The sequence below is a fragment of the Georgenia sp. SUBG003 genome, assembly GCF_000715355.2.
Lineage (GTDB): Bacteria > Actinomycetota > Actinomycetes > Actinomycetales > Actinomycetaceae > Georgenia.
In genome coordinates, this window is sequence record NZ_CP180204.1 from 3261977 (window position 1) to 3274759 (window position 12783).

The window sequence follows — 12783 nt, forward strand, 5'->3', positions numbered from 1 at the left end:
GCTGTCCAGCACGCGGCCGGAGCGCACGCCGTTCATCACGGCCGACCGCAAGCTGCTCAAGTTCGGCCTAGGTTCGTCCGCGACGCGAGGCGCTGAATCGGCGCTCGAGTCTCGGGGCGACGCGACGCGGGCCCGTCCCGAAGGGGGCGGGCCCGCGCCTGACGCGACGGGGAGCTGCTACCCGGGTGCTACTCCGCGATCTCGATCGTCACGGTCTCGCTGACCCCGTTGACGGTGACGGTCAGGTCCGCGGTGCCGGCGCGCAGCGCCGTGAGCGTCCCGGTGGCCGGGTCGAGCTCGGCGAGGTGGCTGCCGCGCACCTGCTCGCCGCCGATCGCGACGTCGTCCGACGTCCAGTCGGCGCTCACCGGGTAGGCGACCGGCACGGTGCGCCCGCCCTGCACCACGCTTGCCGACACCTTCGCGCCGGCGCCGACCGCGACCGAGGCCGGGGCGTCGACGGTGAGCGAGTCGACGTGCGGACGCATCTCGACCTCGAACCACGGGTTGTCGGCCTCCTGCGTCGTCCGGTGGCGCGCGTCCACCGGCAGCGGCGCGGCGTCGGGGTTGACGCCCACGAGGGTCCAGCCCGAGAACCCGCCGGCGGCCGGGTCGGTCGACGGTGCCTTGCCCGCGTTCCCGTTGATGACGTACGGGACGCCGTCGACGGAGCTGGCCGAGAAGGAGCCGACGTGCGAGCCGACGTAGGCGGCCCCCTTGCCGGTCTCGCGCCGGAACTCCGCCAGCCAGTCCTCGATCACGCCGACCTCGACCGAGCTGGCCAGCTGGCTGGTCTTGACCGGGGCCGGGTCGCGCGGCGGCATGTGCGTGATGACGACGACGCCGTTGACGGCCTCGTCCGCCGCGGCGTCGTCCAGCGCCGTGCGCAGCCGCTGCCACTGGTCGAACCCGCCGCCCTGGAGCGTGCCGGTCGAGGAGTCGAGGAGCACGTACTGCGTGCCCCCCGTGCACGAAGCTCTGGTGCGCGGGGCCGAACTCCTCCTCGAACGCCGCGACGTCCCCGGGGCCGAGGATCTCGTGGTTGCCCGGCACGTAGTACCAGGGCCGGGTGTCGCCGATCTCCTCCTCGATGACCCTCCGGGCGAGGGCGAGGTCGTCGGGGAACGCCGTGTCGACCCAGTCGCCGTTGATCACCACGAAGTCGGGGTCAGCGGCCACCGCCTCGCGCAGGGTGCGGCGGGCGGCCGGCACGAGGGACTGGTTCGAGGCGGTGAACTGCGCGTCGGAGACGACGGCGAAGCTGTGGTCGCCGTCGTCGACGGCCGCGCCGTCGGTGACCACGACGTCGTCGGTGACCACCGGGGCGGCCGGGGTCTCGACGTGCGGGGCGACCTTGACGGTGATGTCGTCGATCGCGACCGAGCCGGCGTACTGCTCCGAGGCGGCGGTCTCGATGATCCCGAAGCGGTAGACCGTCATCGGGAAGGGGATGTTCTGCGGGACGTCCACCTCCACGTACCGCCAGCCCTCCCACGTGATGTGCGGGCCGTAGAGCGGGTAGTACGTGCCGTTGGCGTCGAGCACGGAGAAGGACCACCACTGCCCGCGGCCGTCCCCGCGCACCCACAGCCCGATGGACTGCGGCTGGCCGTCGACGACGATGTTCTGCGGCGCGCGCGCGTTGGCGGTGCGGGTCGCCGTCGACCGGGTGAAGTCGTAGTTGATCTCCAGCGCGGTGCCGCCGTCGCGGCCCTCCGTCGGCTCGAGCGAGCCGGCGCCGCGGGCGGTCGAGAACTGCCAGTCCGCGGCGTCGTCGAAGGTGGCGACCACCTGGCTCTCCAGGCCCACCGAGACCGGCACGTGCGTGACGACGTCGCCCACGGTGGCCGTGATGACGACCCCCGCGGACTCCGCGACCGGGGTGACGACGAACCCGCCCGCGCCGTCGGGCTCGACGGTGATCTTCGAGGCGTCGTAGTCGAGGTCGACGTCGCCCGGCTCGACGGGGGCCTCGAAGCCGTCCGCGTCGTGGCCGACGATCCCGAACCGGCCGGTGTCCTCGGCGTCCTTGATGGCGATGGTCCCGACGGTCGGCCGCAGGCGGGCGAGCTCGCCGAGGACGACGAGGCCGAGCTCGCCGGAGGCGCCGGCCTGCCGCGCGGTGACGGTGGCGTCGCCGCTGCGGCCGGCCCGGAAGATGCCGCCCGGGTCGATCTTGCCGACGGCGGCCGGGGTGGCCGTGTACCTCGGGTCGCCCTCGACCGGGGCGTAGGTCTCGTCGTGGGCGAGGGCGTCGAGGTCCCGGGTCAGGCCGGGGAAGACCCGCCGCCAGGTCGGGTCGGCGTCGTCGGCCGCGGGCACCAGGCGCAGCCCGGTGACGTTGCCGGACCCCTCGGCCGCGAAGAGCGCGAGCCCGTTGGGGACGCTGCGCTCGTAGCCGTCGGAGGGGGCGTTCTCGACCGTGACGGCGTCCTCGCCGGCCTCGCGGGCGACGAGGGTGGAGGACCCGCCGCCGTCGAGGTTGACGGCGGTGTGGGCGCCGAGCTCGGCCATGAACTCACCGAGCTCGTCCAGGCTCATGCCGCGGGACTCGGACATGCGCCCGTCGACGGTCACGAGGAACATCGTGGCGCGGTCCTCGGTGAACCCGACGGCGGTCCGCGGGTGGACGGTCTTGTCGCCGTGGACCTGCGGCTCGCCGTCGCGGACGAGGTGCTGGTTGCCGCCGACGGCCACCGCCATCTCCCCGGCGGTGCTGCGCAGGCCGTAGGAGACGGCCACCTCGTCGCCGACCTCCAGGCCGGCGAGGGCGTCGGCCCCGGCCTCGCGGCCGACGAGCGCGACCGCGTTCTCGGCGAGCCGGCCCTCGCCCGGCGTCGGGGAGACCGAGGTGACGACGCCGTCCGTGACCACCACCTCGCGCTTGTGGGCGGTTCCCGAGGTGGCGCGGTCGCGGCTGTAGGCGCCCCACAGGGTGGTGTACGCGCCGATCTCGCCGGCATCGAGAGCGTTCTGGTTGAGGCCCTTGAGCGGGAGGCTGCCGTCAGGGGTGACGATCTCGCCCTCGAGGTACATGGCGGTCAGCTGCGCCAGGCCCTGGCTGTCGACGCCCACGGCGCTGTGCCGCCCCGGGTTCGGGCCCTTGACGACGCCGTCCTGGGACAGGCCGGCCCCGAGCGCCGAGCCGGAGTTGTTGATGTCGAAGAAGTCGCCGTTGACGCCCGCGACCGCTCCGGCCCGGTCGGCGCTCGCGGAGAGCGGGCCGGGCGAGGTGACGGTGCCGTTGTCGAGGTAGTCCAGGCTCAGGCCCTCGGTGCCGAGCCGTGCGGTGAGGACGTCGCCCCGCTGGAAGCCGCCGGCGTCGAGCCACTGGAACGAGCGCAGGTCCAGGCCGGGCGCGACGGGCCGCTCCGTCTCCTCGAGGAGGATGCGCTGGTCGCCGGGCTCGGCGGCGAGGAGACCGCCGGGCTCGGAGACGTCGGAGCTGGCCGCGGGCAGCCGTCCGGCCGCCGGGTCGGCCCCGTCGAGGACGGGCGCCGAGTCGAGCCCGCGGGGATCGTCCGCGGGCTCGGTGCTGGCGTGCGCCGGGATGACGCCCGCCAGGAGAATCACCGGCACGAGCGCGCCGGTGGCCATGGTTCTCAGGTGTGGTTTCACGGCAGCAACCTCCCAGCGTCCGGCCAACGCGCCGTGGCCGCCGAGGGACCTACGGATGAACGGCCGACGACCGCCCGGAAAGGCCTCCGCGCCCGCGCACCGTCCGGTGCCGCACCGCGCTCGGCGACGGTGCGGGCAACTGGTCGCACAAAGGGCCCCGGCAGGCGTGGGCGTGCGGGGGCCCTTGTGCGTTGAGCTCAGGCGTACGGCGTCACTTCGTGGCGTTGGGGGCGGCCTTCACCGCGGACACGCACTGGCCCTGGTTCGGGTAGCCGAGGTCCGCCCAGCCTCCGTCCTTGCACTCCCACGCCGACTCGTAGGACCGGCCGGCGCCGTAGGCGTAGAGGTCTCCGACGCTGACCGGCAGCCGGCCGCCCGGCTCGGCCTTCCCGACCAGGACGTTGGCGAGCCCCTCGAGGACCGGGGTGGATGACACGGCGTTGACGTTGAGGGCATAGGTGGCCACCGCGGCGTCGGCATCCTCGGCACCGGCCAGGTCGTACGGGATGCCGAGCGAGACGACGACGACGGGCTTGCCAGTTGCGACGAGACGGTCGACGAGCTCCTGCTGCTGGGCGGGCATGGTGGAGAAGGTGTACGTCGTCGCGATGATGACGTCGGCGCCCGCAGCCGCCTCCACGGCCGCGGTGATCTGCTCCGCCGAGGGTCGGCGCGGTGTCTGTGTCGCGGTCGCGTCCAGCCCCCGCTCGGCAAGGTCGGCCGCGAGCACGTCGGCGCGCTCCGGTCCCGCGACGTGGACGGTGCTGCCCCGGCGGACCGGGAGAACATCGCCGTCGTTCTTCAGCAGGGTGATGCTCTGTTCTGCGATGCGCGTGGCCTGGGAGACGAAGTCGTCGTTGCCGGTGATCGCGTCGGCCGTCTCCGGGGTGACCGCGGCGTCGTCGAAGAGCCCGTAGTCGCACTTGGTCTCGAGGATTCGTGACACGGACTCGTCGATGCGCGCCTCGCTGAGCTCGCCGGCGACCACCGCGTCGTACAGCGCCTGGGCGGCTACCTCGGCGGTGTTGCCCGAGAGGAGCACGTCCGCCCCGGCCTGCACCGCCATGACACCGGCCTCACCCGTGCCCCACCGGTCGCTGATCGCCCGCATTCCCATTCCGTCGGTGATGACGAGTCCGTCGAAGCCCATGTCCTCTCGCAGGAGCCCGGTGAGGACAGCAGGGGACAAGGTCGCCGGCAGTTCGTCGTCGATCACCTCGACGACGATGTGCGCCGTCATGATGGAGTCGGCGCCGGCGTCGATGGCGGCCTGGAACGGCTTGAGGTGGACCTCCTCGAGGGTCTCGCGGTCGAAGCCTACGGACGGCAGACCCAGGTGCGAGTCGGTCTCCGTGTCGCCGTGGCCGGGGAAGTGCTTCGCCGAGGTGAGCACGCCCTCGGACTGCTGTGCCCCCACGTAGGCCGCGACGTGGTCGGCCACCAGGTCGGCGTTCTCCCCGAAGGAACGCACCCCGATGACCGGGTTGGCCGGATTCGTGTTGACGTCGGCGACGGGCATGAAGTTCCAGTTGATCCCCATCGCGGCCGCCTCGGCGCCGGTGATCGCCCCGGCCACGGCACTGTTGTCGACGTCCCTCGTGGCACCCAGACCCATGGGGTAGGGGAGGCCTGTGGCGTCCGGCACCTGCTGCTCGGCACCGTTCTCCATGTCCGCACCGATGAGCAGGGGGACACCGCCGTACTCGGCCGCCCACTCCTGCATCTGGTTGGTGTAGCGCGCGACGTTGGCGGCCTCACCGCCGCGGTTCTGGATGATCCAGGTGCCGAAGCCCCATTCCTCCAGCTGCCGGCGCACCTCCTCACCCGGCATGGGGTCCTCGCCCTGCGAACGTCCGGGCTGGGACATGACGAGCTGGCCGATCTTGTGCTTGAGGCTCATGTCCGCCAGCACGGAGGCGGCCACCGCCTCGCACGAGGATGCGGGAGCGACGCGGGGAAGAGCCGTTGCGGGTACGGCCATTCCTCCGGCGAGAAGGACGGAGGCCGTGGCGACTGCGGCCAAGGGTGATCGGGCCGTGCGGGGTCGGGATTTCATGCGGTCTCCTTCGTCCAAGGGCGTGTGTCTCTGGTGCCACGGTCGAGTAACCCGCGGCTTCCCCGGCCGGCAGGTCAGGCGCGAGCTGACGCTGAATCGCCCCACGCCCGTGGGAGGCTCCCCCTGTCGACCATGACCACCATGCCAGTCCGTATCGCGTCTGACCAGAGGTATCGGACGACAGAGTCCGGTGACCAGCGGTATCGGCGTCGGCTCGCCGCTCGCTCGCCGTTGTCCGTCCTGCCGCGTAGGGGACTACGCCGCAGGGCGACGTCCGCCGCGAACCAGTGACGCCCAAGGGCGTCACTGCTGTCGCTCACCGACGGACGACGGCGCCGGGACGACGGCGTGACGATCGTTCCCGTCAGAGACGCCGGGAACGAAGGGAATCACCATGTCGTCGCTGTATCTCACCGCCGCGCCCGCGGCCGCGCACGTCTCCGCCGTCGCCGGGTACGAGGTCGGCACCGGGCGGCTCGTGCCCACGGTGGCCGCCGTGCTCGCCCTCCTCAGCGCGATCGTCGGCGGCTGGGCGCTGACGACCTCCAGGGCGGTGGCGGGCACGCCGGCGGCCGCGGTGACGCGCTGGGGGACGTAGCCGACCCGGCCCCACGGCACCGCGCGGTGCTCCGTGGCGACGTCGTGCCCGTAGATGCTGGCACGGCCACGGGCGGCCGGAACGACGCCGACGAGCGCCTTCACGAGCGTGGACTTGCCGGAGCCGTTGGCGCCGAGCAGGGCGACCGTCTCGCCGTCGCGGACGGTCAGGTCGATCCCGCGCAGCACGGTCGAACGTCCGAGGACCACCGTGAGGTCCTCGGCCCGTACCGGCACGTCGCGGACGCTCACGAGCACCTCAGCGCGGTGGTGAGGGCGTCGAGGTTGGCGCGCATGACGTCCGGGTACTCCTCGTCCGCGTCGGCCTGGGTCTCCAGCGGGTCGAGGACCGCGACGTCGACCCCCAGGTCGGCGGCCAGGGACTCCGCGACGGCCGGGTTGATCAGACTCTCCGTGAAGATCGTCGTGACGTTCTCCCGTTCGACGACGTCGCCGATCTCGGCGAGCCGGGCGGGGGAGGGCTCGGACTCCGGGTCCAGCCCCGAGATGCCGACCTGCTCGAGGCCGTAGGCCTCGGCGAGGTAGCCGTAGGCCTCGTGGGCGACGACGATCGTGCGGATCTCGCACCGGGCGAGCCCGGCGGTGAGCTCCTCGTCGAGGGCGGCGAGCTCGGCGCCCAGCTCCTCGGCGTTCGAGCGGTAGTCGGCGGCGTGGTCGGGGTCGGCGTCGGCGAGCTCGTCCGCGACGGCGGTCGCCACGTCGGCCATGCGGCCCGGGTCGAGCCAGAAGTGAGGATCGCCGTCGGCGTGGGAGTGCCCGGCGTGGGAGTCTTCGGCGGCCTCGTCCCCGCCGTCGTGGGCGTCGGTCGCGTGCTCCTCGTCTTGGGCGTCGGTCGCGTGCTCGTCGTCGTGGGCGTCGGTCGTCGGGTCCTCGCCGTCGTCGTGCACCCCTGCGGCGTCCGCCACGTCGAGCGCGTGGGCCGGCGACGTCACCGCGAGGGCGTCGTCGAGGGCGGCCTGGAAGCCGGACAGGTAGACCACCGTCGCGCCGTCGAGCTCGGCGACGGTGGCCGGGGCGAGCTCGAGGTCGTGCGGGTCGACGCCGGCGGGCGTGATCGACGAGACGGTGACGTGCTCGCCCCCGACCTGCTCGGCGACCCACTGAAGCGGGTAGAGCGCCGCCTGCACCTCGGTGCGCCCGTCGGGGGCCGCGTCGGCGTCGCCGGTGGAGCAGGCGGCCAGCGGCAGGGCGAGAACGGCGAGGGCGGCGGCCGTGCGGCGGCGCGGAAACGTCATGAGGATGATTCTCAGTGGCAGTGAGAATCGGTGTCAACTACGGTCCGCGGTGAGAGCCCTCACGCACGGACGGCGAGCGGGGCGGGCGCAGCGAGGCCGCCCGCATGGGTAGGTTGGTCCCCGCAGCAGCGGGGCGCCCGTGCCCCGCCGCAGACACCCGCACCAGCCAGATGCGGGTCACCGACCAGCAGGAGAGTTCAACCGTGGCCACACCCTCGCGCCTGGACAACGTCATCAACCTCGCCAAGCGGCGCGGATTCGTCTACCCCTCCGGTGAGATCTACGGCGGCACCCGGTCCGCGTGGGACTACGGTCCGCTCGGCGTGGAGCTGAAGGAGAACATCAAGCGCCAGTGGTGGCGTGCGACCGTCACCTCCCGCGACGACGTCGTCGGCATCGACTCCTCCGTCATCCTCCCGCGGCAGGTCTGGGTGGCCTCCGGGCACGTCGGCGTCTTCACGGACCCGCTCACCGAGTGCCTCAGCTGCCACAAGCGCTTCCGTGCCGACCAGATGGAGGAGGAGTACGAGGAGAAGAAGGGGCGGGCGCCGGAGAACGGTCTCGCCGACATCGCGTGCCCCAACTGCGGCACCCGGGGGCAGTGGACCGAGCCGCGCGACTTCAACATGATGCTCAAGACCTACCTCGGCCCCGTCGAGGACGAGTCCGGGCTGCACTACCTGCGGCCCGAGACCGCGCAGGGCATCTTCGTCAACTTCAACAACGTGATGACCTCGGCCCGGAAGAAGCCCCCCGTTCGGCATCGGGCAGATCGGCAAGTCCTTCCGCAACGAGATCACGCCGGGCAACTTCATCTTCCGCACCCGTGAGTTCGAGCAGATGGAGATGGAGTTCTTCGTCGAGCCGGGCACGGACGAGAACTGGCACCAGTACTGGATCGACGCCCGCACCGACTGGTACACGGACCTGGGCATCTCCCGCGAGAACCTGCGCCACTACGAGCACCCGCAGGAGAAGCTCTCCCACTACTCCAAGCGCACGGTGGACATCGAGTACAGGTTCGGGTTCCAGGGCAGCGAGTGGGGAGAGCTCGAGGGCATCGCCAACCGCACGGACTTCGACCTGTCGACCCACGCCTCGCACTCCGGTCAGGACCTCAGCTACTTCGACCAGGGCAAGAACACGCGATGGGTGCCCTACGTCATCGAACCCGCCGCCGGCCTGACCCGCTCCCTCATGGCGTTCCTCGTCGAGGCCTACACCGAGGACGAGGCGCCCAACACCAAGGGCGGCGTCGACAAGCGCACGGTCCTCAAGCTCGACCCCCGTCTGGCCCCGGTCAAGGCCGCGGTGCTCCCGCTGTCCCGCAACGAGCAGCTCTCGCCCGTCGCCCGCGACCTCGCCGCCGAGCTGCGCAGGTACTGGAACGTCGACTTCGACGACGCCGGCGCCGTCGGCCGCCGCTACCGGCGCCAGGACGAGGTCGGCACGCCCTACTGCATCACGGTCGACTTCGACTCCCTCGAGGACCAGGCCGTCACGGTCCGCGAGCGCGACACGATGGCCCAGGAGCGCATCTCCCTGGACAAGGTGCGCGGATACCTCGCGGAGCGCCTGCCCGGCTGCTGAGCTCCCGGCGCGCGACTTGCCCGCGGGGCGCGTCCCCCTCCGCGAGCCGCCCCCTCGGGACGCGGCCGTGAACGAGGTCGAGGTTGTGGTCCGAGAACGAACCACAACCTCGATCTCGTCGGTGCGGCGCTGTGGGTGCGGGGCTGTCGGTGCCGGCGCTCCCGTCGAGCCGGCGTCCGAGGCCGAGCCTGCCTCCGGGCTCCGGACCGCGGTGGTCCCGGCGCGTCCTCCCGGCCGCGACGGCGGCCGGCGGTGAGCATGGGGCGTGCCCCATTCACACGCCCATCTGCACGACGGCGCTCCGGGCGCCGACCTGCCCCCGGCCGAGGCGCGCCGCGCCCGGTGGATCCTCACGGCGCTCGTCGTGCCGCTCCTCGCCGCCACGGTGCTCGCCGTCGTGGCGATGTGGCCCCGGGGCGAGACACCGATCGGGTCCGTGCCGCTGGCCGGCACCGGGATGACCATCGAGGCGGGCACCGTCGTCGAGGTCGTCGGCCCCGCGGGGGGCGCCGCGGACGGTCAGGTGCGCGTCGAGCTGTCCACCGGCGAGCAGGCCGGCCAGGTGGCACCGGTCCAGGTGCCGCCCGAGATCATGGCCAACGGCATGGAGGCCGGGGACCGGGTGCGCCTGATGTTCAGCCCCTCGGCGATGGGGACCGGCAGCCCGTACGTGTTCTGGGACTTCGAGCGCACCGCGCCGGTGGGGTGGCTGGCGCTGCTGTACGCCGTGGTCGTCGTCGCGGTCGCGCGGTGGCGCGGGCTCGCCGCGATGGTCGGGCTCGCCGGCTCGCTCGCCGTCATCGTGGTGTTCGTGATCCCGGCGATCATGCTCGGGCAGCCGCCGCTCCTCGTGGCCCTGGTCGGCTCGGCAGCGATGATGTTCCTCTCGCTCTACCTCGCCCACGGCATCTCCATCCGGACGACGACGGCGCTGCTCGGCACCTTCGTCGGCCTCGGGATCACCGTCGGCCTGGCGGCGTGGGGCACACGGTCGGCGAACCTGACAGGCACCAGCTCGGAGCAGTCCCTGATCCTGCTGGGGACCTTCCCGAACCTGTCGCTGACCGACCTGCTGCTGTGCGGCATGGTCATCGCCGGCCTTGGCGCGCTCAACGACGTGACCATCACCCAGGCGTCGGCGGTGTGGGAGCTGCACGCCGCGAACCCGTCCGTGCCGCGCCGCCGGCTCTTCGCGCGGGGCATGCGCATCGGCCGCGACCACATCGCCTCGACGGTCTACACCCTGGCGTTCGCCTACGTCGGCACCGCCCTGCCGGTGCTCATGGCCGCCGCGCTGATGGACCGCGGCGCGCTCGACACCCTCATGGCCGGCGAGATCGCCGAGGAGGTGGTCCGCACCCTCGTCTCCTCGATCGGCCTGGTGCTCGCCATCCCCGTCACCACCGGGATCGCCGCGGCCCTGGTCCGTACGAGCCGCACGCGCCGCGGTGAGGACGACGTCGCAGCGAGGGAGTCCGGCGACGGCGCCTCGGGTTCGCGCGGCGTCGCCGTCGGGCAGAGCTGACCCGCCGGCGCCCCCGGCCCGCCGGGCCCCCACCTGCGCCCTCGACCTTTGTCGGTGCCCCGCGTCGGCCGCACCGAGCGGCGCCGCCCCACGGGGCACGGAGGTGCAGGACCGCGGGGGCCACGCCGCGGCGCGGACCGCGCCGCGACCTGCACGGGCGCCGTCGGACCGGGCGGCCAGCACGCGCAGGTGTGTGCCGCCGACGTCGACCCCCCACGGCCACGCCGCCCGAGAGAGGTCCCGGGCGGCCGGCTGCGGGGCCTTGCCCCTCGCTGGCCATCACTTCACCCCCGTGCGCGCGATGCCCTGGACGAACACCCGCTGCGCCAGGAGGAAGACCACCAGCGTCGGCAGGCTGGCGACGAGCGCCCCCGGCCATCACGACGTTCTGGTACCCCACGCCCATCGTGTAGGAGAGCAGACGCGAGAGGGTGAGCACCACGGGGTACTTCGCCTCGGACTGCAGGATCGACAGCGGCCACAGGAAGTTGTTCCAGTAGTAGACGACCGTGAAGACCAGGAGAGTGATCGTCGCCGGCCGCAGCAGGGGCGCGACGACCTGGACGAGGATGCGAAGCTCGCTGGCGCCGTCGATCCGGGCGGCGTCGATGAGCTCGTCCGGGACGTCCGCGATGAACTGGCGCATGAGGAAGATCCCGAACGCGTTCACCAGCCACGGCAGCATCACGCCGAGGTAGGAGTCCGACAGCCCCAGGCTCGAGACCACGTGGTAGAGCGGGACCAGCGTGACGATCGGCGGGAGGAACATCGTCGCGACGACGCCCCAGAAGATCGCGTCCCGTCCTCGGAAGCGGTACTTGGCGAAGACGTAGCCCGCCATCGTCGAGGTCACCAGCACCGCCAGGCTGCTCACCCCGGCGATCAGCACGCTGTTGAGGATCGACCGGCCGAACGGGACGTCGCTGAACACCCGGGAGTAGGCCTCCAGCGTCGGTGCGGCCGGGAACCAGGTGGGCGGGATGCTCGCGAACTCCTCGGGCGTCTTCAGCGTCGAGATGATCAGCCAGTACAGCGGAGCGAACTGCACGAGCGCGACGGCCACGAGAACCGCGTACAGGACCAGCCGGCGAAGCGTGGGACGCCGGGGAGGGTGCTGCCTCGGCTCTCGCCGCCCGGCCTCGACGGCGTCCGGCGGACCACCGTCCGGCGGGACCGTCGCCGGTGGCGGGGCGCTCACGGGCGGCGGGACGCTCATCGCCGCCTCCTGGCCGCGCCCATGAGGGTTCCGGCCACGACGGCGAGCAGGACCAGGAGGCTGAAGGCCATGGCGCTGGCCTCGCCCGCCAGCCCGAACTGGAACGCCGTGCGCTGGATGTCGAACGAGAGCACGTTCGTGGAGTCGACCGGGCCGCCCTGCGTCAGCAGGTAGACCGGGTCGAAGACCTGGACGGAGTTGATGACGGTCATGAGGAGCACGAAGACGAGCGTGTTGCGCAGCAGCGGGACGGTGATGCTCACCGTCTGCCGCACCGCCCCGGCGCCGTCCAGCCGTGCCGCCTCGTAGACCTCCTCCGGGATCTGCGTCAGTCCCGCCACGAGCAGGACCACGTAGTACCCGAGCATCTGCCAGACGTTGAAGATCACCAGCGAGACGAGCGCGGTGGACGGGTTGCTCAGCCAGCCGGGCGAGCCGATGCCGGCGAGCGCGAGCACGTTGTCGATCGGCCCGTAGCCCGGGGCGTAGAGGTTCGACCAGATGATGACGATCGCGACGGTCGGCACGACGTAGGTGGAGAACAGCAGCACGCGCACCAGCCCCCGGCCCCGCAGCCCCGGGAAGTAGAGCAGCAGGGAGAGCAGGAACGCCAGCGGGATGGTGATCGCCGCGCTCAGACCGACGTAGACGAGCGTGTTCGTCAGCGCGGCCCGGTGGGTCGCGCTGGCCAGCACGGACCGGTAGTTCTCCGTCCCGACGAACTCCATCTCCGTCAGCGGGGTGAACATCGACCACCGGTGGAGGCTGATCCAGAACGTCAGGGCCATCGGGACCACGACGAAGGCGCAGATGAGGACGAGCGCCGGGCTGAGGAAGCCGACCGCCGCCCACCGGTACCTCGTCGTCCCGGCCGGTCTCGCCGGCGGCGCGCCGCCCCGGACGTGGCGGGTGCCGCGTCCGGGGG

The 12783-nt window shown here is 72.4% G+C and carries 6 protein-coding genes and 2 pseudogenes; 2 read left to right on the forward strand and 6 right to left on the reverse strand.

Translation table 11 applies throughout. The features are described from left to right. Positions 1-177 precede the first annotated feature (177 nt). From DA06_RS16930 to DA06_RS16945, 4 genes are all read right to left on the reverse strand, one after another. Positions 178-3597, reverse strand: a complete 3420-nt coding sequence (locus DA06_RS16930) for a phosphodiester glycosidase family protein (RefSeq protein ID WP_052436884.1) — start codon at positions 3595-3597, stop codon at positions 178-180. A 232-nt stretch (positions 3598-3829) separates the two neighbouring features. Then, positions 3830-5542, reverse strand: a complete 1713-nt coding sequence (locus DA06_RS16935; protein WP_052436885.1) for a glycoside hydrolase family 3 N-terminal domain-containing protein — start codon at positions 5540-5542, stop codon at positions 3830-3832. 435 nt (positions 5543-5977) lie between these two features. Then, the gene (locus DA06_RS16940; RefSeq protein WP_418605529.1) at positions 5978-6523 is read right to left on the reverse strand and encodes an ATP-binding cassette domain-containing protein; all 546 of its coding nucleotides are present in this window, start codon (positions 6521-6523) and stop codon (positions 5978-5980) included. After that, complete coding sequence (locus tag DA06_RS16945) at positions 6520-7527, reverse strand: metal ABC transporter substrate-binding protein (RefSeq protein ID WP_043502248.1); 1008 nt, start codon at positions 7525-7527, stop codon at positions 6520-6522. The genes DA06_RS16940 and DA06_RS16945 overlap by 4 nt, the downstream gene beginning before the upstream one ends. A 203-nt stretch (positions 7528-7730) precedes the next feature. On the opposite strand from DA06_RS16945, the pseudogene DA06_RS16950 reads away from it, so the two are divergent. Together DA06_RS16950 and DA06_RS16955 are read left to right on the forward strand one after the other, a co-directional pair. Beyond that, a pseudogene (locus tag DA06_RS16950) lies at positions 7731-9117 on the forward strand (glycine--tRNA ligase). A gap of 265 nt (positions 9118-9382) precedes the next feature. Continuing rightward, positions 9383-10642, forward strand: a complete 1260-nt coding sequence (locus DA06_RS16955) for a YibE/F family protein (protein ID WP_043502250.1) — start codon at positions 9383-9385, stop codon at positions 10640-10642. Between the two features lie 460 nt (positions 10643-11102). Here the strand turns inward: DA06_RS16955 and DA06_RS16960 are convergent. Then, a pseudogene (locus DA06_RS16960) lies at positions 11103-11858 on the reverse strand (carbohydrate ABC transporter permease); the annotation flags it as partial. Continuing rightward, positions 11855-12646: a carbohydrate ABC transporter permease gene (locus DA06_RS16965; protein WP_418605531.1), complete on the reverse strand. Its 792-nt coding sequence runs from the start codon at positions 12644-12646 to the stop codon at positions 11855-11857. The pseudogene DA06_RS16960 and the gene DA06_RS16965, both read right to left, overlap by 4 nt. Positions 12647-12783 lie beyond the last annotated feature (137 nt).